The organism is Pseudomonas guariconensis, from assembly GCF_024127895.1.
Taxonomy (GTDB): Bacteria; Pseudomonadota; Gammaproteobacteria; order Pseudomonadales; family Pseudomonadaceae; genus Aquipseudomonas; species Aquipseudomonas guariconensis_B.
The window spans coordinates 113,775-136,542 of sequence record NZ_JAMYBK010000003.1 but is presented as its reverse complement, the minus strand read 5'-3'; the positions used below and the strand labels follow the sequence as shown (position 1 = coordinate 136,542).

Annotated in this window: 19 protein-coding genes; 6 read left to right on the top strand and 13 right to left on the bottom strand. The window is 65.9% G+C overall.

Annotated features, from left to right (window positions below; all coding sequences use genetic code 11):
- Positions 1 to 92: 92 nt before the first annotated feature.
- From NJF35_RS05415 to NJF35_RS05380, 8 genes are all read right to left on the bottom strand, one after another.
- Positions 93 to 1,106 carry an HAD family hydrolase gene (locus tag NJF35_RS05415; protein ID WP_253090774.1) on the bottom strand — a complete coding sequence of 338 codons (1,014 nt, stop codon included), beginning with the start codon at positions 1,104 to 1,106 and terminating at the stop codon, positions 93 to 95.
- A gap of 36 nt (positions 1,107 to 1,142) precedes the next feature.
- Positions 1,143 to 2,450 carry a hypothetical protein gene (locus NJF35_RS05410; protein WP_225787775.1) on the bottom strand — a complete coding sequence of 436 codons (1,308 nt, stop codon included), beginning with the start codon at positions 2,448 to 2,450 and terminating at the stop codon, positions 1,143 to 1,145.
- Positions 2,447 to 4,045, bottom strand: a complete 1,599-nt coding sequence (locus tag NJF35_RS05405) for a VWA domain-containing protein (RefSeq protein WP_225787774.1) — start codon at positions 4,043 to 4,045, stop codon at positions 2,447 to 2,449. Before NJF35_RS05405 ends, NJF35_RS05410 begins: the two co-directional genes overlap by 4 nt.
- A 1-nt stretch (position 4,046) precedes the next feature.
- Positions 4,047 to 5,042, bottom strand: a complete 996-nt coding sequence (locus tag NJF35_RS05400; protein WP_225787773.1) for a vWA domain-containing protein — start codon at positions 5,040 to 5,042, stop codon at positions 4,047 to 4,049.
- A complete protein-coding gene (locus NJF35_RS05395) occupies positions 5,029 to 5,535 on the bottom strand; it encodes a DUF4381 domain-containing protein (RefSeq protein WP_225787772.1) in 507 nt (168 codons plus the stop codon). Before NJF35_RS05395 ends, NJF35_RS05400 begins: the two co-directional genes overlap by 14 nt.
- The gene (locus NJF35_RS05390; protein ID WP_225787771.1) at positions 5,532 to 6,473 is read right to left on the bottom strand and encodes a DUF58 domain-containing protein; all 942 of its coding nucleotides are present in this window, start codon (positions 6,471 to 6,473) and stop codon (positions 5,532 to 5,534) included. Before NJF35_RS05390 ends, NJF35_RS05395 begins: the two co-directional genes overlap by 4 nt.
- A 13-nt stretch (positions 6,474 to 6,486) precedes the next feature.
- Entirely contained in the window at positions 6,487 to 7,467 is a 981-nt protein-coding gene (locus NJF35_RS05385) for an AAA family ATPase (protein WP_225787770.1), read from the bottom strand.
- Positions 7,468 to 7,663: 196 nt separating this feature from the next.
- Positions 7,664 to 9,907 carry a tetratricopeptide repeat protein gene (locus tag NJF35_RS05380; protein ID WP_253090853.1) on the bottom strand — a complete coding sequence of 748 codons (2,244 nt, stop codon included), beginning with the start codon at positions 9,905 to 9,907 and terminating at the stop codon, positions 7,664 to 7,666.
- Positions 9,908 to 9,978: 71 nt separating this feature from the next.
- Between NJF35_RS05380 and NJF35_RS24660 the strand changes: the two genes are divergently transcribed.
- From NJF35_RS24660 to NJF35_RS05360, 5 genes are all read left to right on the top strand, one after another.
- Entirely contained in the window at positions 9,979 to 10,104 is a 126-nt protein-coding gene (locus NJF35_RS24660) for a hypothetical protein (RefSeq protein WP_262924571.1), read from the top strand.
- Between the two features lie 1,088 nt (positions 10,105 to 11,192).
- On the top strand, positions 11,193 to 12,566 hold the full coding sequence (locus NJF35_RS05375; RefSeq protein ID WP_253090773.1) for an OmpP1/FadL family transporter: 1,374 nt from the start codon (positions 11,193 to 11,195) through the stop codon (positions 12,564 to 12,566).
- 65 nt (positions 12,567 to 12,631) lie between these two features.
- The gene (locus tag NJF35_RS05370) at positions 12,632 to 13,300 is read left to right on the top strand and encodes a DUF3313 domain-containing protein (RefSeq protein WP_225787767.1); all 669 of its coding nucleotides are present in this window, start codon (positions 12,632 to 12,634) and stop codon (positions 13,298 to 13,300) included.
- 86 nt (positions 13,301 to 13,386) lie between these two features.
- Positions 13,387 to 14,427, top strand: coding sequence for an AraC family transcriptional regulator (locus tag NJF35_RS05365; RefSeq protein WP_253090772.1), 1,041 nt, complete (start codon positions 13,387 to 13,389; stop codon positions 14,425 to 14,427).
- A gap of 36 nt (positions 14,428 to 14,463) precedes the next feature.
- Entirely contained in the window at positions 14,464 to 15,054 is a 591-nt protein-coding gene (locus NJF35_RS05360) for a hypothetical protein (protein WP_225787765.1), read from the top strand.
- Between the two features lie 88 nt (positions 15,055 to 15,142).
- Here NJF35_RS05360 and NJF35_RS05355 read toward each other — a convergent pair whose 3' ends face one another.
- The 5 genes from NJF35_RS05355 to NJF35_RS05335 form a co-directional block, all read right to left on the bottom strand.
- Positions 15,143 to 16,735 (bottom strand): MFS transporter, encoded by a 1,593-nt coding sequence (locus NJF35_RS05355; protein ID WP_225787764.1) that lies wholly within the window; start codon positions 16,733 to 16,735, stop codon positions 15,143 to 15,145.
- Between the two features lie 3 nt (positions 16,736 to 16,738).
- Positions 16,739 to 18,034 (bottom strand): OprD family porin, encoded by a 1,296-nt coding sequence (locus NJF35_RS05350; protein WP_253090852.1) that lies wholly within the window; start codon positions 18,032 to 18,034, stop codon positions 16,739 to 16,741.
- Positions 18,035 to 18,099: 65 nt separating this feature from the next.
- Complete coding sequence (locus tag NJF35_RS05345) at positions 18,100 to 20,079, bottom strand: amidohydrolase (protein ID WP_253090771.1); 1,980 nt, start codon at positions 20,077 to 20,079, stop codon at positions 18,100 to 18,102.
- 172 nt (positions 20,080 to 20,251) lie between these two features.
- Complete coding sequence (locus NJF35_RS05340; protein ID WP_225787762.1) at positions 20,252 to 20,905, bottom strand: hydrolase; 654 nt, start codon at positions 20,903 to 20,905, stop codon at positions 20,252 to 20,254.
- Positions 20,906 to 21,048: 143 nt separating this feature from the next.
- Positions 21,049 to 22,002, bottom strand: a complete 954-nt coding sequence (locus NJF35_RS05335) for a LysR family transcriptional regulator (protein ID WP_253090770.1) — start codon at positions 22,000 to 22,002, stop codon at positions 21,049 to 21,051.
- A 181-nt stretch (positions 22,003 to 22,183) separates the two neighbouring features.
- Here NJF35_RS05335 and NJF35_RS05330 point away from each other — a divergent pair, with 181 nt between their 5' ends.
- Complete coding sequence (locus NJF35_RS05330) at positions 22,184 to 22,768, top strand: hypothetical protein (protein WP_253090769.1); 585 nt, start codon at positions 22,184 to 22,186, stop codon at positions 22,766 to 22,768.

The window sequence follows — 22,768 nt, the reverse complement described above, 5'->3', positions numbered from 1 at the left end:
TCCGTTCTGGTTGCTTGTCGTATCCACGACTGCCTGTGCATCGAGAGACGACGCCTGCACGGACCTCTCGCAGCACTCCCTGTGGCTATCTATCAGTGTTGGCTCGCGTCCTGGTCGAAGGGGTAGACCTGTTTCCACGCTTTGGCCATGTCCACGATCACCCAGCCCTTGTCCCGGGCTTGGTCAAGCGCCTTGTCCAGCCGACCGACCTGGCTCTGCCGGTCGTAGGCCCATTCCCGCTGGGCATCGGTGTGGTGTACCAGCCCCGCCAGGCGCCGCCCTTCCCCAGCCATGGTCCACTGCAGCATCTGCATGTCGCCGTCGGAGTTGCCGAACGCCAGGATCGGCCGACGACCGATGTAGGCCTCGATGCTCTCCGGCTTGCCGGGGCCGTCGTCGTTGTGGGTGAGCTGGGCCAGGCGCTGGATCGACAACGTCCCATCCTGGTCCTGGAAGCGCTTGGCGAAGGTGGTCCCGATCACCTGTTCAGGGGGAATGCCATAGACCTCTTCGGCGAAGGTGCGCATGAAGGCCACTTCACCGCCAGAGACGATGTAGGTCTTGAAGCCATTGGCGCGCAGGTACGCCAGCAACTCCAACATGGGCTGGAAGACCATCTCGGTGTAGGGTTTTTGGCTGCGCGGGTGCTTGCTGCTGGCCAGCCAGCGGCGGGCGTTCTGGCTGAAGGTGTCGGTGCTGATGCCGGTATGGGTGGCCGTGACGATCTGCATCAGGCCTTGCATGCCACTGGCCGCCAGGGTCTTCTGGTCATCCTCCAGCACGGCCTTGAACGGTTGCTGGGTTTTCCATTCCGGGTGCTGCGGCGCCAGGCGCTTGACCTCGGCCAGGGCGAACAGCACCTGGAAATACATCGGCTGCTCGCTCCACAAGGTGCCGTCATTGTCGAACACGGCGATTCGCTCGGCCACTGGCACGTAGTCCTTGCCCTTCTCGTCGGTCACCGCCTCGACGAAGGCCACGATCGCATCACGGGATGCACTGGCGTTCCAGGATGGCAAGGCATCCGCTGCCTGGGCCAGCAACGGCAGGATCAGCAAAAGTGTGAACAACCAGCGCCCTGGGCGGGAAACAGCGTTCAGATGCATATGACTTCCTTGATGAATGCAGGCAATGGGCCGAAGTCAGGGGTTGAGCCTCTTCAGGCCGTGTCGGGGTGACGCGGGCCGGGTGTGCTCGTCGACCGCACGTCGCAGCGCTGGTAACGTCTCCATCAGTTGGCTTGCCGTCGTCGTGTCCTGAGGCGAAACGCTATAGCGCGCCCTCAGAAACGCTAGCAAACATTTACTGACAGCAACGGGAAGTGCGCCCAGGCCCGTACTCATTTCACGACAACCCGTCGCGCGCCTGAGCCACAGGTACAGCGCGCCCAACTGCGGCGGTTGCTGGGCGAGCTGGCCCGGCACCTGCCGCCAGGCGTAGGCGGCCGAGGCGAGCCAGGCCTGCCTGCGCCGCGCGCGCCAGCGCTTCCAGGCGTCCCTTGGCATTTGGCTCCAACCCCGCCCCAGGTACCCTATCACCCCCACCACCAGCGCTGCGGTAACGATGAGCAGCCAATGGCCGGCCACCTGTACCCGGGCGCCCTGGCCGAGGGCGCGCAAATCGTCGCGGATTGAAAACGGCGCCTGGTAGGCCGCCGGCCCGGATGCCTCCAGCTCCAGGGCCGGCAGCGTTGCCGTGCGGGCTTCGCCGCTCTCGGCGTCCCACCATTTCAGCTCGATGGCGGGCAAGCGATAGTGCCCCGCCTCGGTCACTACATAGGTCACGGCGTCGTCGCGACGACCGCCGCTGACGCCTCCACGGCCATCGCTCAGCGGGGCGACAACCGGCGTCTGCAGGTAACGCCGCAGCCCCTCGATGTCGGCGAAGGTCGGTGCGGGGATCAGCATGGCCTGGGCGTCCTCGGCCTGCACCTGCACACGTCGGGTGACGCTGTCGCCGACCCGTAGCGGCTGGTGGGCGTACTCCAACTGCTGGGTGAAACGCACCTGCCGGGCCACCAGATGCTGCCCCTGGCCGCCGCCGGCAGGCTGCCGGGCGACGAAGTGCTGGGCCTGGCTGTACACCTTCACGGGGCCACTGCCCTGCCCCGGCCTGACTTCGATGGCCAAGGCCGGGATGTCGAAGGCCTTGGCCTGTTGCGGCGTGATCTGGTAACTCAGGCGCAAGCCGAAGAATGCCTTGCCGTCGATCCTTTCGTTCAGGTGGGCGCCTTCGCTGCTGGGGGCGGACACCACTGCGCCTTCCAGCTTCAGGGGCGGCAGGTTCGGCGCGGCGTCGAACCAGGTGTCCACCAGCAGGTCGACCTGCAAGGTCAGGGTGCCACCGACCAGTACACCCTCGGCCGGCAGCAGTTGGCTGCGCACGCGCACCTCGGGTTCGGCCGCCTGCGCCAGCAGGGGCAGCAGCAACAGCAGCAACAGGCGTTTCATGGCGTGGCCTCCGAGGCCTGCTGGCGAGCGGCATCCTGCAGCAGGAACTTGCGCTTGAGAAATTGCGCGGGCGAGGTGGTCAGGTTGTCCAGCCAGGCCTGGTCGGCGCTCGCCTGCCCTGCCGGGCGCTGGACGTCCTTGCCTTTGCCGGAGGTGTTGTCGAACTTCACTTGGTCGGCCTTTTCATCTGGCGGCCCCGCTTCCTGTTGGGCCTCGCGGTCCTTCAGCAAGGCCTGGGCCAGGGCCAGGTTGGCACTGGCCTCGGGGAATGCCTCCTGGCGCCGCAGGGCTTGCTGGTAGGCGGCGATGGCCTGCTCGAACTTCGAAAGGCGCACATAGGCATTGCCCTGGTAGAAGTACGCGGCCGCCGTGTCCAGTTGCGCGAAGCTGCCCAGGGCTGCGTCGAAATCCGCCGCACGGTAAGCCGCCACGCCCTTCCAGTAAGGGTCGGCAAAGTGCTGCGCCGCCTGCGGGTAATGCTCATGCTCGAATGCCCAGCGCCCTTGTTGGTCGGGGGTGAAGAAGGCATCGGCCAAGGCGCCGGCCTGGACCGGCTGCGGGGCATAGCCGACAGACAGTGCGAGTAGCCAGGCGCCCAGCCAATGCACCCGCCAGCCCCGGCGCAGGCCGAGCAACGCCAGCACCAGCAAGGGCCAGCACAGCCAGTAGCCTGCGTCCTTCCAGTGCAACGGCTGGTCGTCAGCCTGGGCCGCCTGGAAGTGCCGCTGGGCATGCAGCTCGATCCAGTCGAGGTCATCGTCGTCCAGCGTGAGGCTGCCCAAAGGGGCATCGGCGGCATCGGCGAGGCCCTTGAGCCCTTCGGCATCGAAGCGTGCGTGCAACGTTCGGCCGCTGCCATCGGTACGCGGCTGGCCCTTGGCATCCAGCAGGACGTCAACGTCCCGGCTGCCTACCGCCAGCACCAGCACCTGCAGGTCGCTGCCGCGCAGTTGCGTGCCGATGGCTTCGAATTGACCGGCGTCGGCGCCGTCGCTGACCAACACCAGGGTGCCGGGGGAGCCCTCGGCGGCCAGCAGGCCCTTGGCCAGTCGCACCGCGCCGAGCGCGTCCTTCCCGGGGCTGTCGATGAGCGCGGTGGACAATGCCTGGAGGAAGCTGTCGAGCAATGCCGGGTCGTCGGTGGGGGGCAGCACGAGATGGGCACTGCCGGCATAGGCGATCAGCGCCGTACGGCTGCCGCCACGGCGCTGGATGAGGTCGTGCAGCGTGTGGCGGGCCGCGGCCAACCGCGAAGGCGGGACATCGTCGGCGTCCATCGAGGGCGACAGGTCCAGGGCCAGGATCAGCGGTGCCTTGTTGTCCAGGAACGCCGGCGTGTCCTGCTCCCAGGTCGGCCCGGCCATGGCGATGCCCCCCAGTACCAGCATCGCGCCCAGCAGATGAACCGGGCGCAGGCGTTGATTGTCCTCGGGGGTGATGACCAGGTGCTCGACCAGGTGTGGCGCGATGATGCCGTCCAGGCGCCGCAACAGGTCATGCCGGCGCGTCCATAACCAGGGCAAAAGCAGGCCCGCGACGATGGTCGACAGCCACAAGGGGCGAAGGAAATGAAAGGCGCTCAGGTCGATATCCATGTCAGCGCTCCGTGGCTTGCCCTTTGCCTGCACGGCGTGCCGTGGCCAGGGCCGCCATACCATGGCCGAGCAGCAATGCCAGCAGCGCCGCGCCCAATGGCCAGCAGAACAGCTCGCGCCTGGGCTGGTGGCTGAAGGTCTTGACCCGATGGGGCGTGATCCGGTCGAGGGTGGCATAGACCTCCTGCAACGCGGCACGGTCACCGGCATGGAAAAAACGCCCGCCTGTCTGCTGGGCGATGGCCTGGAGGGCCTGCAGGTCGACCTTGGCCTCGCCGCTGGCCTCGGGGTCGCCGATGCCGATGGTGTGCACCACGATGCCGCGCTCCCGAGCCATGCGCGCGGCATGGTCGGGCGTGATCGCGCTACCGGTGTCGTTGCCATCGGTCAGCACGATCAACACCTTTTCTTGTTCCTTGGCCTTGTCCAGCAACTTGATGGTCAGGCCGATGGCGTCGCCCAGGGCGGTGTTCGGCCCGGCCATGCCGATGCCGACTTCGTCGAGCAGGATGCCCAGGCTGGCATGGTCCAGCGTCAGCGGCGCCTGCGGATAGGCCGCGGTGCCGAACACGATCAGGCCGATACGGTCGTCCTTGCGCCGGTCGATGAACGCGCGTACCACCCCTTTGACGGCCTGCAGGCGGTCCACCCGTTGCCCGGAAGGGTCGTCGTAGTCGGTGGTGGCCATGGACTGGGAAATGTCGATCGCCAGCATCAGGTCGCGCACTGGCAGCTCGCGCTCGATGGGTTTTTCCACCAGTACCGGCCGTGCGCAGGCCAGCAGCACCAGGCCCCAGACCAGCAGGTTCAACGGCAGTTGCCAGCGATCGCCTTCGGCACGGGCACTGCCGGGTTCCTGGCCCACGGCCCGGCTCATGGCGGCGAAGAACGGTACCCGCAGGGCGCTGCGTGATTCCCGGTAGGTGCCCAGGTAACGGCGGGCCAGCCAGGGCAACGGCAGCAACAGCAGCAACCAGGGGTAGTCAAGCTGCCACACGGTGCACCTCGATCCAGTGTCGGGAGGTCGCCAGCAAGGCCTGGAGATCCGCCTCGGGCAAAGCCAGTACCCGCTCGGCTGGCGCATAGGCCAGCAGCGCCAGGCGTTCGGCGAACCACTCTGGCAGCGGTGCGCGGCTGTGGCGCTGCAAGAATGCCTGCCAGTCTTGCCCACGCAGCGTGGCCACGGCCTCCGGCGCGGGCATCGACAGGGCCACGCGCTTGAGCAACTGCGGGACCTCGCGCAGTGCCGCCAGGCGTTGCAAGGGATCGTTCGACGTCTGCACCAGCACCTCCAGGCGCGCCAGCGCCTCGCGGCGATAGAGGTTGCGGCGCCAGCGCAGGTAGCGCCAAGTGACCAACCCTGCGGCGATCGCCAGCAGGACCAGCAACACGGCCAGCCAGCCCCAGGTCTGCGGCCAGTAGCTGACGGGCATTGGCGGCAAGGCCAATTCGCGCAACTGGTCGATGTTCGGCGCGGCCACCTTGGTCATCGTGCCACCGCCGTCAGCCGTCCCAGTTCAGCGCGCAGCTGCTCGAGGCTGTCGCGCCCGGTGCTGAACATCATCAACGGCACCTGGCTGCGCCGCAGCAGCGTGGCGACATCCTTCAGCCGCCCGGCGAGAAAATCGCCCAGCGGCCGGTTGACCTGGCGACGCTCTATCTCCAGCTCGACCTGTACCTGGCCTTGGGTCACGGTCAACCGTCCACGGTCTGGCACCTGCAAGGCAATGGGATCGAACACCTGCAGGGCCAGCACGTCGTTATGAGCGGCCAGTTGGCGCAGCAACTGCAAGGTCTGCTCCGTCACGCCGGCAAAATCGCTGATGATGACGATCAGATGGTCATGCCCTGCGATGCCCAGGCAGTGGCGCAATACCCGGTCGAGCTGGCCCGCTTGCTCGTCGTCGGCCTGCATGGCATGAAGCCTGTGGTTATGCCGGACGATCGCCGCGCACAGGGCCTCGACCCGGGCCCGGCTGCGCAATGGCCGGATCGACTCGATGTCCTTGTCGCCGAACACCAGGCCCCCGACCCGATCGCCTGCGTGAAGGGCCATCCAGGCACCGATCGCCCCCAGTTCGGCGGCGGTGACCGATTTGAACACACGCTGCGAGCCGAAATACATGCTCATGCGCTGGTCCACCAGCACCAGCGTCGGGCGGTCGCGCTCCTCGGTGTAGCTGCGCACGAACGGCTTGCTGTAGCGCAACGAGGCGCGCCAGTCGAGGTGGCGCAGGTCGTCGCCGGGCGTGTACTGGCGCAGCTCGTCGAAACTCAGCCCACGGCCACGCAAGCGTGCGGCATGGTTGCCGGAGAGCACGCTGGACAATGGCTGGCGCGACAGGAAGCTCAAGCCGCGCACGCGGTGCTCCAGCAGCATCAATTGCTCCAGCGAGGCGTAGACCGCGCCGTCGGCGACAACGGGCATGGCGACCTCCCCTTCAGGCAGGGATTGCAACAGTGTCGAGCAGACGATCCAGCACCTGGTCGGCACTGACACCATCGGCCACGGCGTCATACGACAGCAGCAAGCGGTGGCGCAGCACCGGGTGCAGCACCGAGCGCACATCGTCGGGCGTCACATAGTCGCTGCCGGACAACCAGGCGTGGGCCCGGGCGACGCGGTCCAGGCCGATACCGCCGCGCGGGCTGGCGCCGACCTTGATCCAGCGCTGCAGGTCGGCGTCGTAGTCGGCCGGGTGGCGGGTCGCGTTGATCAGGTCGACTAGGTAGCGGTCGATCGCCTCGGATACGTGCACCGAACCGACTTCACGCCGTGCCGCGAAGATCGTCTCCTGCGCCATGGGCGCTGCCGGCTCGCCGCCGACCCCGGCCTGCTGGCGCTGGTCTTCGCTGCGGACCAGACGCAGGACGTGGGCTTCATCCTCGACCTTCGGGTAGTCGATGAGCAGTTTCATCAGGAAGCGGTCCATCTGCGCCTCGGGCAGTGGGTAAGTCCCCTCTTGCTCGATGGGGTTCTGCGTCGCCAGGACCATGAACAGCCCCGGCATCGCGTGGGTCTGCCCGGACACGGTGATCTGCCGCTCTTCCATGGCCTCCAGCAGCGCCGCCTGGACCTTGGCCGGCGCCCGGTTGATCTCGTCGGCCAGGATCACGTTGCCGAACAGCGGGCCTGGCTGGAACCTGAGCTGGTTGCCGGCCTCGGTCTGCTGCAGGATCTCGCCGCCGGTGATGTCCGAGGGCAGCAGGTCGGGGGTGAACTGGATACGGCTCATGCGCGCATCCAGGTGGGTGGCCAGGGCCTTGACCGTACGGGTCTTGGCCAGGCCGGGCAGGCTCTCCAGCAGTACATGACCATTGGCCAGAAGGCCCAGCATGATATGGCCAATGGTCTGCTCCTGGCCGAGGACCTGAAGCCCGACCTGGGCCTGCAGGCCGGCGATCTCATCACGAATGCTCATGCGTCGTTGTCCTTGAGTTGCGTCAATCACCCGGTGAACCGACTTCCCTGCCAGCGACCTGCCGAAACCAACCGGCACACTGCCCATGCCACGGTGCAGATGAAGATGCGTGGTAACTCTAGCTCACAGGTCATTGTTCGCCATCGAAAAGTCACCCAGGGCGTGTCGTGTAAAGAACACCCTGGGCGCCCTCGAGTCACTGTCGCGTCGGAGGCAAACGAGGATCGTCCGGAGCCACCGCGCGCATGCGCTGCGCATACTGTTCGGCCAGGCTCGCCTCGCCGGCCGTCGCATGCAGGTAAGCCAGCGCATAGAGCAGATCTGGGTCTTCGGGCGAGCCCTCCAGGCCTTTGCGCAGCGTCTGCAACGCCTCGTCACGCCGGTTCATCTGGGCCAACAGCAACCCCTGGTTGTAGTGCACTCGGGCATTGCCGGGCATCTCCCGGGCGGCCACGCCCAGCCACTCCAGGCCTTCGTCGGCCTTGCCCTGCTCGACCAGCAGCAAGGCCAGCATGTAGGCGAGGTTCCCGTGGTCGCTGGCCGGCATGTCCTTCAGCGCAAGGCCTTCGCGCAGCAGCGCCTGCGCCTCGTCGAGCTGACCTGCACCGCTGTACAGCGTCACCAGGTTGACCCGGGCGGGAGAGAAATGCGCATCCAGGCGCAGGGCCTGGCGGTATTGCTCGATGGCTTCCGGCTGCCGCCCGAGGCGTTGCAGCAGCACCGCCAGGTTGAGCCTGCCGCCGGGCAGGTCGGCGTTGTCGCGCAAACGCCGCTCATAGTCGGCCAACTGCGCCTTGAACGCCTCCCGGCGCTCGGCTGCAAGTGCTTGCGGTTGCACGTCGGCCAAGGCGCGCAGGGCCTCGTCACGCACGGCCAGCAGAGGGTCGTCCAGCAATGGCAGCAATCGCTGGATGCGCGATTGTTCAGGTACACGGGCGAAGCCGGCGGCGGCGTAGGCGCGTACCACCCCTTCCTTGGAGTTGAGCGCCCAGCTCAACGGTGTGATGGCCGGGGCGCCGAGCTCGGTCAGTTGTTGAGCGGCGGTGGCCCGAACGATCGGGGGCTTGCCGATATCGGCGATGATCGCGGTCAGCAGGCTCAACCGATCGCCCTGGCCGCTGCGCACGGCATGGAATGTCTCGCCGTAATGGGACGGACGCTGGGGCGTGCCGAACCAGTCCTGGATCGCCGTGGCCGCCCAGGCGGGTTGCTTGTCGGTGTGGCACGCCGTGCAGGCATCCGGGCTGGCGGACTTGTCAGCAAGGTCTGGCCGCGGCACCCGCAAACTGTGGTCGCGCCGGGGGTCGACGACCATGTAGGTCTTGCTCGGCATGTGGCAGTTCACGCACTGCGCACCGGCCGAGCCCTGGGCATGATGGTGATGCTCCGGGCTGTCGTAGTCCTTGCCTTGCAGGCTGGGGAAGCGGCTGGTGGGCGGATGGGGGTTGTGGCATTGCTGGCAAAGTGCATTGCCCTGGATCTTCACGCGGGTGGTGTGCGGGTCGTGACAATCGGTGCAACCCACCCCGGCGGCGAACATCTTGCTCTGGGAGAACGACCCGTAGACGTACACCTCGCCATCGATCTGGCCGTCGGCGTGGTACATGCCCTCACGCAAGGTGGCCGGTAGCGAGGCATCGAGTTGCGGTTTGCCGGGCTGCTGGCCCATACCCAGGGATTGCCGGCGGCTGTGGCAGAAGGCGCATTGCTCGACCAACCCCTTGTTGTCCAGGGCCTTGAAATCGACCTTCAAGCCCATCTGTGCGGCCGAGGCAGAGGCCTTGCCTTCGCCCTTGGCCTGCTTGGCCCAGTCCACATGGGCCTGCGCCGGGCCATGGCAGCCCTGGCAGCCGACGGTCTGTTCCTGCCAGGTGGTGGCGTAGCTGTCGTGCTGGTCGTCGTAGTGCTTGAGCAGGCGGGTCGAGTGGCAGTCGGCGCACATGGCGTTCCAGTTCTGGTAGCGTCCGGTCCAGTGCAGGGCATCATCGGGCGCGAAACGCTGCCCGGGGTACAGGGAGAACCAACGCTGGCCGCCCTCCTCCCGTGTGCGGCTATCCCACGCGATGGTCAGCGCCTGCAACCGCCCTCCGGGGAACTCCACCAGGTACTGTTGTAACGGGTAGTAGCCAAACGTGTAGCGCACCTGGAAATCCGCAGGCTTGCCGTCGGCGCCTTCCGTGTGGACGAAGTAGCGGCCGCCCTTGCGCTGAAAACGTGCCTGGACCCCAGCATCGTCGAAGGTACGCCCATCGAAGGCTCCCAGGACGCTGTCGGCATTGGCGACACGCATGGCCCAGGCATGGTCCGAGTCCTTCCATTGCCCCGCCTGCACCTGGTGGCAACCCTGGCAACTGGAGGCTTCGGCGTAGCCCTCGGCTTCCTTCGCCTGGGCCGGCGACTTCCCGGCCTGCTGCGCCCAGCTGGCGATGGGGGCGAACATCAGCAGGCACAACGACACGATCAGGGGACGACAATACACACGGTTTCCTTACTCATGCTGGGATGAGGGTGATGAATCGGTACGGCATGGCGTTCGAGGCGTCATTCATCCTGCTCCGGCGTACCTTCCACCGAGACCGCGTCCTCGGCAGCGGCAGCGGCAGCGGCAGCGGCAAGGGGCAAGGGGCAGGATGGTGATGAACATCGACAACAACGCACCGAGCAACAGCAGCGACCTCATGCTGGTCCAGCACCTCATCCCCACGCTCCGTCCCTCAGTGATCCGCTTCGCGTTTTACCGATCGAATGGGCTCTAGCGTAGTCAAATTTCGGTCATCGGCACTCGGGCTATATCCAATACGCGACAATGTCGGCCGGTTGTTTCTCGTGCTGCCCTGCGGCCACCTGGAGCCGCTGCGCGCGCCATCGCCGGCAAGCGCCCACAGGGCCAGCGGCGTTCACCAATCATGCGTCATGCGGCCCTCCGGGCTACGCTGTCGCACAGAGAACATGCGGCCGCGCCTGGCGACATGATCAGCAACGGCTTCATCGGCCCCGTGGCACTGGCCGTGCGTGATCGTCGGCTCCTCCCGCAGGCCTGCGTATCCGCGACGATACTCAAGGCGCTGCGTTTGAACCCCTGTCATATAAAGGCAAGACAAAGATATGGATAGCATTCGCGGTACCGCATTCCTGCAGTTCGGCGAGTTGCTCGCCAGCAAGTCGCACTGCTACTGGGCCTGCATGCCAGGCGTGTGCCGTTCATCCCGCCAAGTGTTTTGCCGAGTATTTGCGGGTTTTTCCATCGAATGGGGCGTGGCGGAACCTGTCGTCTAAAGTTGATGGTCCGTACGCATCTTTTTGAACGTTTTTGCCTTCCGCCGATCCTGTCGCGAAAAGACAGCCCGGGCCTGCATGGACGCCAGGAAATGCAGCTACCCTTGCCCAGCAGTACGAAACATACCGCTGGCAGTTACCGACAACGGTAGAGCGCACCCTATCGAAAGGAGCTTGTCATGATCGCCCTCGCTACACCGTTGAATCGACAAGAACGCTATTGCCTGGAATCGAGGGTGCGCAAGGCAAACTCGATGAGTTGATGAACGACATGGACAGCTTCGAATTCTGGCTCCCCGGCGTAATGCCCTGATTGCTCCATTGACGCAGTCCGGCGGCAAGCGATGCTCGGGCGGGCTGGTCAACGTCTTGTTTCTCGATTGACTTCTCTTTCCACCACCCGACGAGACCCTGTCATTTCACCACGGACAAGAGCGGACTGAAACGACATGACGAACAAGCACCGAGCCCACAGGGCACCTGTAGCCAACAGCGCGAAGGACGACACGTCGCTGGACGCTGCTTGCACGCCGGTTCCCGGCCCCCTATCGCCCTGCCCGGCCTTGCGCCGGGCACTGGCCTGCGCACTCCTGCTCACCGCCAGCCACGCGTCCGCCGGTGGCATCTTCATCTATGAAACCGGGCAGGAAGGGAACGGCCTGGCCAATGCCGGATCCGCCGCACTGGCCACCGACCCCAGCGTATTGATGAACAACCCGGCAGGCATCACCCAGCTGCAAGGCACCCAGGTCAGTGCCAACGCCCAGGTGATCCTCGGCGACCTGCGCTTCTCGCGCGGTGGCGACAATCAGTTCGAGGGCAACGAAGGGGGCAATGGCCTGGAGTACCTGCCCGGCGCAAGCCTGTTCATCAGCCATCAGCTCGACGACCGGGCGGCGATCGGCTTCGGCATGTACGGGAACTTCGGCCTGGCACTGGACTACGATGATGACTGGGCCGGTCGCTACTTCACCCAGGAGGCTGCGGTCATCGGTGTCTCGTTCCAGCCGACCCTGGCGTACAAGTTCACCGACGAGCTTTCCGTCGGTATCGGTCCACGCATCATGTATGGCTACTACCGCACCGAAATGGCGATCAACAACAACCTGCTGGGCCTGCGGAACCGCCCGGACGGCCAGCTGGAATACCAGGACACCGACGTCGGTACCGGCGTCAACCTCGGCGTGCTCTACCAACTGTCCCCGCGCACGACCGTGGGCCTGGCCTACACCAGCAAGATCAAGCTGGAGTTCGAGGACAGCCCTCATGTGCGCAACATCAGCAACCCGCTCCTCAATGCCGGCTTGCGTCGCCTCGACTCCCTGGAGCTGGACCTCAACGTGCCGCAGACCGTGACCTTCAGCGTGGCGCACGACCTCGACGAGCAATGGAAACTGCTCGGCAGCCTCGGCTGGCAGGACTGGAGCGACTTCGGCGATGTCGGGGTCGACGTGGACGCCAACGGCGGTGGCGTCAGCCGTACGGTCGATCGCAAGTACAAGGACACCTGGCATGCCTCGATCGGTGCCATGTACCAGGCCACGCCCCGGGTTCGCTGGAGCCTGGGGCTGGGGTACGACAGCTCCGCGGTGGACGATGACGACCGCACGGTCGACAACCCCATGGGCGAGGCCTGGCGCCTGGCGACCGGCATCAACTACCAGGTCGACGAAGGCCTCGACCTGCACCTGGCCTATACCCTGATCTGGCTGGGCGACATGGACGTGGAGCAAACCAAGGCACGCTCGGGCAACACGCTGTCAGGCAGCTACGACAACAGTGCCTTGCACATCATCGGAGGTGGAGCGACCTGGCGCTTTTGAGAGCGAGACCCAACACGCACTACGCATGGCTGCAGAGAATGCTGACTGTCATCAGGAGAAACCCCATGAAACTCAAGTCGATCGCTTCAACCCTGTGCCTTTCCTCGTTACTGCTTTCCGGTTGCGCGAGTAAGTACGTGGAGCCCGATCAATACTCTGGCTTCCTCAAGGACTACAGCATCCTGAAGGAAGAGAAATCGCCCAGTGGCGCCCCGGTCATGCGCTGGATCAAGCCAGGCGTCGATGTGAACAGCTATACCAGCATCTACATCGAACCCAGCCAGCTCTATCCGAGGCCGCAACCGACCGAGAAAATACCCCAATCGACCTTGCAGGGCATCACCCAGTACTACGACCAGGCGCTGAAGACCCAGTTCTCCAAGGTCCTGCCCCTGGCGCAGAGCCCGGGTCACGGCGTGCTGGTCGTACGCCCGGCGATCACCGGGGTCAGTGCCTCCACCAAAGGGCTGCGTCCTTACGAGGTCATCCCGATCGCCCTGGTGGCGGCGGGCATCAGCACGGCGACGGGCATTCGTGACCAGGACACCAGCATCGCCACCGAGGCGGCGTTCCTCGACGGCAACACCAACGAGGTGGTTGCCGAGGTCGTGCGCAAAGGCGCCGGGGCCGACCTGGATAACTCGTCCCAGGTCATGCAGGCCAAGGATGCACGGGCCGTGCTCGATGGCTGGGCACAGGACATGGTCAAGTCCTTCCAGGCCCTGAAGAAATAAACTGTGCAGCCCGCTGCGCGCCGGTGGTCGCAGCGGGCCGGCACCTCGCCTTCCTCCAGGGAATGACAACTCAGGCGTGATGAATCATGGACAGCATCCGCGGTACCGCATTGCTTCAATTTGGCGAGCTCCTGGCCGAATACGGCAGGTCGCAGCGTGACTTCCTGCGCCCGCTGCGCATCGACCTCGACGTCGTCGGAAGCTACGAGAAAACCCTGCCCTACAAAAACCTGGTGCAGCTCTTCGAAGGCAGCGCACATGCCTTGAGCCTGCCCCAGTTCGGCCTGGAGCTCGGCAAGCGCCAGGGCTCCACGCTCATGGGGCCGCTCCGCCACCTGGCCACTTCGGCACCTACCATCGGCCAGGCCCTGGTCGCCGTGATCCGCTACATGCGCAACTACAGCCCATCGATCCACTATCGGCTCGAGCATCGCCCAGGCCAGGCCCTGCTGTATTTCCACAACGCCCTGCCCGGCTCCGAAGAGACACCGCAGATCGTCGAGAAATCGGTGCTGGCGGCGCGGCTGCTGGTCGGCGAGCTGCGCGGCACGGTGTTCCGCCCGCGAGCGGTGACCTTCCGGCATGCGCCGCTGGGCGAACCAGACGGCTACCAGCGTTACTTCGACTGCCCGGTGATGTTCCAACAGGAGCACAACTGCCTGTTCTTGCCCCCGGAAATCCTGCGTGAGCCGTGCATCCGCCATGACGCGGTGCTGCATTCGATCGTGCGCTTCTACCTCGAGACCCACGACAGCCAGGCCGACGACCTGTGCGCACAGGTCGAGCGCCGGATCCAGACGATGTTGCCCAGCCACCGCTGCACCTTGGAGCAGGTGGCGCAAGCGCTCGACCTGCACCCGCGCACGCTCCAGCGACGGCTGGCCCGCGATGGCGTGGACTTCGAGGCGCACCTGGACCGTATCCGCCGCCGCCAGGCCGAGCACATGCTGCGCACGACCAGCCTGAGCGTCGGCCAGATCGCCAGCGAGCTGGGCTATCGGCGCACCACCTCGTTCTGCCGTGCCCATCAACGCTGGTTCGACATGACCCCTTCGGAACATCGCAAGGAATATGGCGACCCGCCGATCGCCAGGCTCGTGGGCGACGAAAAGGCACCTGAAGACTGATACCGCTTTCCCCTGGACCCTGCCCTGGAGGCCACCATGTTCCAATTCGTCAAGACCACGATAGCGGGCGGCGTACTGTTCATTCTCCCCCTGGTGCTGGTGGTGGTGCTGATCGAGAAGGCGATCCATTTGCTGAGCGCGCCCTTGCAGAAGGTGCTGCCGTTCTTCGCCGGCTTCAGCATCGCGGGCGTCACCGCGGTTTCGATCGTCGCTGTCATCGCCCTGGGCTGCCTGTGCTTCGTTGCCGGGCTGCTGGCGCGCACCGCATTTGCTGCCAGGGTCCTGCAAGGGCTGGAAAACCGCGTCCTGGGTAACCTGCCTGGCTACCAGTTGCTCAAGGATGCAACGGCCCGCCTCACTGGCATGGAGAACATCGACGGGGCGAAGGTCGGGTTGCTTGCGGAAAACGATGGCTACCGTTTCTGCCTGGTGCTCGAAGCCCTCGACGAGTGGCTGCTGGTGTACCTGCCGGACGGTGGGCCTGCCGGGGGCACGGCAGGCGAAGTGCGTGTGATGCCCAAGGCGCTGGTACAGATCACCGATATCCCCTGGCTTGGGTTGCTTGCGTGCCTGCGCCGAGGGGGGCGCGGGGCACTGGAACTGACGGCAGGTGTTCTGAAGGAATAGGCCATTTCAACGGCCATCCATGGCTGCCGCGCAGCCTCAGGATCTATCAGGCGCCGCCCATCGTAAAGACGATCCGCTCGCGCCCCACTCAATCCCCCTTCCCCGCCCCATGGATGAAATGCCGGATCCGCACCTCGACCCCGGCAGCCTGGAACCGCCGGGCAGCCGCCTCGATCTTCAGCTCCGCGCGGGTCACCCGCTGGTGATGCCGAAGGTGTTCGAGCCAGGACTCGTCGACGAAGAACTCCAGCCAATGGCGCGGGTTCTCGCTGTCCTGGACCAGCCCCCAGGACACCGCGCCATTGCGTTTGCGCATGCCGCGCACCTCCTGCATCGCAGCCTGGAAGGCGGCCGCGTGGTCGGGGTCGATGTCATAGTCGAGGGTGACCATGACCGGGCCACGCTCCTGGTCCATCCCTTGCGCAAGGATCGGAGCGGGCCAGTGCAGCGAAGGCGCCACGTCATCGGCCTCGGTGCTCGGCAGCCGGTAACGGAGGTTGGCCAGCAACCCGAGCAGCAGGACGCCACCGGCGACCACCAGTGCCAGGGAAATCCCCGCGTGGCTGGCAACGACGCCCCAGAGCGTGCCGCCGGCGGCCATGCTGCCGAAGAACACCAGGATGTACACGGCCAGGCCCCGCGCACGTACCCAGGCCGGCACCGAGGTCTGGGCCGCGACCTGGAAGCTGGACAACACGGCGATCCACGCCACGCCGCTGAGGAACATCACCGGCACCAGCACGTACAGGCTGCGGAAGGTCGCCAGCGCCAGCAGCACCAGGACGTAGAGCACAGTGGCCAGCATGACCAGGCGTTCGGTGCCCAGACGAGCGCGCAAGTCGGGCAGTTTCATCGCGCCCAGCACGGCGCCGACACCGACACTGGCCAGCAGCAGGCCGAACACGGTGGCATCGCCTTGCATCTGCGTGCGCACCACCAGCGGCAACAACGAGGTACCGGCGCTGGCCCCGACGAAGAAGGCGAACGCCCGTACCAGGACCGCCTGCAGCGGGCGCGAACTGCGGCTGTAGCGCCAGCCGGCGCGCAGCGCGCCGAACAACCGTTCGGCCGGCAGGACGCTGGGCGACGGCTCGCGCTTCCAGGTCAGCAACACCAGGATCACCGCGAAGAACGACACGCCATTGAGTGCGAAGGTCAGCCAGGGGCCAACCAGGCTGACCAAGGCGCCGGCGATGGCAGGGCCGATGGCTCGTGCCAGGTTGACGCCCACGCTGGAGAGCGCGACGGCCGCCGGCAGGTCGGCCTTGTCCACCAACTCAGGCGTCGTCGCGCTCCAGGCGGGCATCATCAGCGCCGTGCCGATGCCCATGCACAGGGTCAGCGTCAGCAGCAGCCAGACCCCGATCAACCCCGACAGGCTCAACCCCGCCAGCAGCACGGCGATGGTCGCCATCCACAGCTGCACCCCCAACAGATACCTGCGTTTGTCGACGATGTCGGCCAACGCGCCAGCCGGCAATGCCAGGAAGAACATCGGCAAGGCGCCGGCGACCTGGACCAGGGCGACATGCAGCGGGTTGGCGGACAGGGACGTCATCAGCCAGCCGGCACCGACTTCGTGCATCCAGGTGCCGATGTTCGAGGCGATGCTGGCCAGCCATAGCCAGCGGAAGGTGGTTTGGCGCAAGGGGCTCCAGGCGCTCGGGACAGGTGCGTTCATGGGTCAGAACCAACCGTTGAGTGGATATTCGACAACCAGGTACAAGCGATCGATGTCATCGCCGCCCTGTGCCCGGTTGCCCCGGTGGCTGACGTGCGACACGGACAGGGACAGGTCCTTCGCCACGCCGGCACTGAAGGTGTAGCGCAGGTCGAGGTCGCGCTCCCAGTGGCGCCCGCCCTTGCCTTGCAAAGGCTGGTAGCTGTCGCTCGACCGGTCCCAGGGATTGTAGGCGCCGCCCGCCGGGGCGTGGCTGCCGTCGATGTTGCGGCCGCTGACATAACGGGCCATGAAGGTCAGCCCAGGGATGGCGAATGCCGCCAGGTCGAGGTCGTAGCGCAGTTGCCAGGAGCGCTCTTGCGGGCCGTTGAAGTCAGCGTACTTGATCGAGTTGGCCAGGTAGATCGAGTCGCCACCGATGAAGTCGAACGGCGTGTCGCCGTGGATGTGCTGGTACGCCACCGACAGCGCCTGGCCGCTGAAGGCATAGCGGGCCTGCAGGCTGTAGGCCAGGGTGTCGATGGCCCCGGCCCGGGCGCGGCCTTGGTCGAGGGTCTTGTAGAGATTGCCGTCCAGGCTCCACGGGCCCTGGGCGAGATTCAGGTTCAGGTAGCCCTGGCGCCAGGTGTCGTCCAGTTGCGCCAGGTAGACCGCCGTGCCCAGGCCGTTGCCAGGCGCGAAGGTGGCCCCGGCAAAACCGAGGGCGGCCCCTTCGGTCGTTGCCCCGTAGCCGGCGAAGTCATCATGCCCCGAACTGCCGTTCTGCCGCTTGAAGCGGGTAAAACGCCCGGCCTGCAAGCGCAGGCCTTCGCGTTCTTGGCTATCGAGCAGCACGCCGGTGGCATATTCCGGTTGCAGGCGCTTGTCGCCGGTATCGAGCACGGGGGTCTGCACCGTCATCTCGCCGTAGCTGAGCAGGCTCTGGCCCACGCGCAGCTTCACTGCAGCCCCCGCATCGGCATAGTCGTCGGCATTGTCTCCCCCGCTGTCGTGAGGCAGCAGACCGGTACCGGCATGCCCTCGCCCGCCATCGAGCTTGATCCCGAGAAAGCCATGGGCATCGATGCCCAGGCCAACCGTCCCGGGCGTGAAGCCGGACTCGAGCGTTGCGATGAAGCCTTGGGCCCATTCCCGCTGGTAGCCCTGGGGCGCGCCTGGGGCATGGCGAAAGTCGTTGTGAAGAAAGAAGTTCCGGCTGAGCAGCGACCACGTGCCCTGCTCCGTGCCGGGCACGGCAGGTTCTGCGCTGGCGTGCAGGCTCGCGAGCACGAGCGCGCCGCTGGCCATGCGCCGGGCCATGATTGCCATTTGCAGAGGATCTCCAGGGAAACACGCGGGCCGGAGACCCGGCCCGCGGTGCAAGGTCAGAAGGCGAAGCAAGAGCAGCCGAACGCGCCCCAGAAGCCCTGGTAGTCGCTGACCGGTACATTGGCGCGCCGCGCCCTGTCGTGCTGGTGCGCATGCACCGCGCAGGCGCCTACGCACTGGTGCACCTGCGCCGTCAGCGGCGCCGCCGGTTTCCAGTGCCCTGGCACCTTGTTCACCGGGGACCAGTCCGGCATCACCGGCAGGGCCGGCGGTGCCAGCTTGTCGAACTCCGCCGCGGCATGGACGACCTTGCCATCCACCACCGTGAGCACCGACTCCAGCCACTTGATCGCCTCTTCCTCGACGCTGAAGTAGTCGGCGGATAGCGCGATCAGGTCGGCGAACTGGCCGACCTTGATCTGCCCCTTCTTGCCCTGTTCGCTGGAGAACCAGGCGCTGCCCTGGGTGAACAGCTGCAGGGCGGTATCGCGCCCAAGGCCCTGGGGGTACAACTCAAGGCCACCCACGGTCTTGCCGCTGACCAGCCAGTACAGGGCGGTCCAGGGGTTGTAGCTGGCCACCCGGGTGGCGTCGGTCCCCGCCCCCACCGGCACGCCTTCGGCGAGCATGCGCTGGATCGGCGGCGTCGTCTCTGCGGCCTTGGCGCCGTAGCGGTCGACGAAGTACTCGCCCTGGAAGGCCATGCGATGCTGGATGGCGATACCGCCGCCCAGCGCCCGGATGCGCTCGATGTTCCTCGGGCTGACCGTTTCGGCATGGTCGAAGAACCATGGCAGGCCATTGAACGGGATATCGCGATCGACCTTCTCGAACACATCGAGCATGCGCGAGATGGACTCGTCGTAGGTCGCGTGCAGGCGGAACGGCCAGCGCTGCTCCACCAGGTGGCGAACCACCGGCTCCAGTTCCTGCTCCATGGTCGCCGGCAGGTCCGGGCGCGGTTCGAGGAAGTCCTCGAAGTCGGCGGCGGAGAACACCAGCATCTCCCCTGCGCCGTTGTGGCGGAAGAAGTCGGAGCCGTCGCCGGGCTTGACCAGCTTGCTCCAGTTCTGGAAGTCGGCCAGTTCTTCCTTGGGCTTCTGGGTGAACAGGTTGTAGGCGATGCGCACGGTCAACTGGCCTTTGTCGGCCAGTTCCTGGATGACCTGGTAGTCGTCGGGATAGTTCTGGAAACCACCGCCGGCATCGATGGCGCTGGTGAGGCCAAGACGGTTCAGTTCGCGCATGAACTGGCGGGTGGAGTTGACCTGGTACTCCAATGGCAACTTCGGCCCCTTGGCCAGGGTGGCGTAGAGGATCATCGCGTTGGGGCGGGCGATCAGCATGCCGGTCGGCTCGCCGCTGGCATCGCGCTGGATCTCGCCGCCGGGCGGGTTCGGCGTGTTGCGGTCGTAGCCGACGACCTTGAGCGCTGCACGGTTGAGCAAGGCGCGGTCGTACAGGTGGAGCACGAACACCGGCGTGTCGGGCGCCGCCTTGTTCAGTTCCTCCAGCGTCGGCATGCGTTTCTCGGCGAACTGGAACTCGGTCCAGCCACCGACCACCCTCACCCACTGCGGTGCGGGGGTGCGGTCGGCCTGGTCCTTGAGCATGCGCAGGGCATCGGCCAGGGACGGCACGCCCTCCCAGCGCAGCTCGAGGTTGTAGTTGAGCCCCCCGCGGATCAGGTGCAGGTGGGAGTCGTTCAGGCCGGGAACCACGGTGCGCCGGTTAAGGTCGATGGTGCGGGTCGCGGCGCCGCGCAAGGCCATCGCCTCGGCATCGCTGCCGACCGCGATGAAGCGGCCATCCTTGATGGCCACGGCCGTGGCACTGGGTTTTTCGGGATCGACGGTATGCAAACGGCCATTGAAAAGAATCAGATCGGCGGTCATGGAACCCCCTGAATGGTTGGCATGGGCCGGGTCGCTGGCGCTGGCGAAAGGCAACGAGGACCAGAGCGCGCCCGCGGCCCCGAGTACGGTGGTAGCGGCAAGGAAGTGGCGACGGCTGTCGTTGGGTGGGTCCTGGTTCATGGCGTTCTACTCGCAAGGCCGACACAGGTCGGCACCGATGGCGTGGCACGGCCGCTCCAAGCAGACGGCAAGCGGTTCGCAGGCCGCACGGGTCGGAGTCAGCATAGCCCGCCATCGCTGGAATGAACGGCCCGCGGCAGCGCCCATGGCGCCACCGGCGAGCCTGTTCCGATCAGTGGCCTTCGGAGGCGTTGAACATGGTCTTGGCGTAGATCAGGCCCAGGCCATAGGCGCCGCCATGGGCGATGGAGGTCTGCACGGTCTCGTTATAGGTTTCGCCCCGGGCCCAGTCGCGCTGCAGCTCGAGCAGGTATTGCAGCGACGTCATGGGACGCGCGCCCAGCTGGATCATGCGCTCCATGGCGTGCTGGTGCGCTTCGTTGGAGACATCGCCACAGGCATCGGCGATGACATAGACCTCGAAGCCCTGGTCCAGCGCCGACAGGGCCGGACCGACGATGCACACCGAGGTCCACAGGCCGGCGAGAACGATCTTGTTCTTGCCGAATGCATTGACCTCGACGGCGATGCGTTCATCTTCCCAGGTATTCATGGTGGTGCGGTCGATCACCTTGTGTTCGGGGAATACCGAGCGGATCTCATCGAAAATCGGCCCGGAGAAGCTTTTTTCCGCCACGGTGGTGAGGATCGTCGACACCTTGAACTCCCTGGCGGCCTTGGACACCAGCGCGGCGTTGTTGCGCAGCGTCACCGCATCGATCGACTTGGTGGCGAAGGACATCTGCGACTGATGATCGATCATGATCAGGGTGTGGTTGCTCGGATCGAGCAGGGTCTTGCCAGGCGCAGCTTTTGCGATAGCCATGGGATACAGCCTCTGGTTGTGTTGTCGAGCCCAGACTGTGTGGCATGTGCCTTGGCAGCTTCTTGTACGAATGATCCTGATTTGTATGTTTGTGCCCTGGTGGCAATGTCGGCCAGCGCTGGGGGCCGCTTCGCGCCCCAGGGCTACAAATCGCCACTCAACTGCCCGGCCCGGGCCCAAGGCGCGATGGACAGATGAGCCGCCAGAAACTCCAGCAGCAGCGTGACACGAGCGGGCCGGAAGCTGCCGGGCGGTGTGACCAGGTGGATGGCGATATCGGCGAATCGCCAGTCGGGCAGCACCTCTTCCAGCACACCCGCCTGCAGCGCCTCCCAGACGATGAACTCCGGCTGCAGGGCCAGGCCCTGGCTGGCGAGCAAGGCAGGCCCCAGCAGGTCGGCATTGTTGCTGCGCAGGCTCCCCTGCACCGGCACGCTGAAATCACCCTGGGTCGCATGGCGAAACGTCCAGCGCTCGGGCGTGGGCAGGTTGGTGTAGATCAGGCACTGGTGCTGCCCCAGGTCCCGCGGGTGCTGCGGTCGCCCGTGGCGCGCCAGGTAGGCCGGCGTGGCCACCAAGGGGCGGCGCACGGCGCAAAGCCGGCGAGACCTGAGCGTGGAGTCCGGCAGCTCGGCGATGCGCAGCGCGACATCGTAACGGCCAGCCACCACGTCGACGATGCGATCGTCCAGGGACAGGTCGAGCTCGATCTGCGGGTAGCGCTGTTGAAAGACCGGCAGCAACGCTGCGAGGTACTTCAGGCCGAACGACATGGGCGCCGCCAGGCGTATCCGCCCCTTCGCCACGTTGGCCTGCAGGGAGGCCTGCGCTTCGGTGGCGCGCCCCTCCTCCAGGATGCGCTGGGCACGCTCCCAAGCCTGCTGGCACGTGCTGGTCAGCTCCAGGCGGCGCGAGGTGCGATGCAGCAGCGCGGCGCCCAGGCGCCGCTCCAGCCGGCCGATGGCCTTGGACACCGTCGGCTGGGAGATGCCCAGCACCTGCGCGGCACCGGCGAATGAACCACTGTTGGCGACCTGGGCGAAGATCGCCCAGGCTTCCAAGTCTGGAAGGTTTTTCATCGAAAAAATGGCATGCATGAAATGCCATTCATTCTATTCAGCGTATCGGCGGTTCTCAATACTATGCTTGGCAGGCCTTGGCCAAGCGAGGCTGCCACCCAGCCCCTTGGCCCTGACTGGAACTCTGAAGGGAAGGAGCACGCCCATGCGCTTTACGTTGCCAGCCAAGCGCCCGACGAACCCGGGGAAGGCTTCTCATATGGCGCAACCAGGGAACTACTCGATCGTGCGCAATCGCGAAGATCACCCCGACCCCGAGCTTCGCTTGGACATTCCCTGTGCCGACGCCTACACCGTCATCGTCCAGCTTCAGGATTTCGCCGCGCACAAGCTGTGGCGTGGCCGCGACCTGGCCTTTGTCGGCGGCCACGCACGCCAGAGCGTGTCCATCGCCAACCTGGGCGATGAGTTGCGCTGCCAGCACCTGGCGGCCTACGACAACATCAGGTTCACCGTGCCACGCCACACGATCCGCTCGTTGTTCTACGAAGCTGGCAGCCCGACGGACCAAGGGCTGGAGCGGGTCCTGAGCCAGGTCGATCCGGTCAGCTACTACCTGTCCCAAGCCTTGCTGCCAGCGATGACCCAGCCCGGCGAAGCCAACCAGCTGTTCATCGACCAGGTGGTGCTCGCCCTGCTCACCCACCTCGACGATCGCTACGGCAAGGCCGTGCTGGCCAACGAGAACGGCAAGGGACTGTGCCCTTGGCAGTTGCGCCGGGCCAAGGAGATGATCGCCAGCCACTTGGTCGAGGGCCTTTCGGTCGAACGCCTGGCGCAGTAA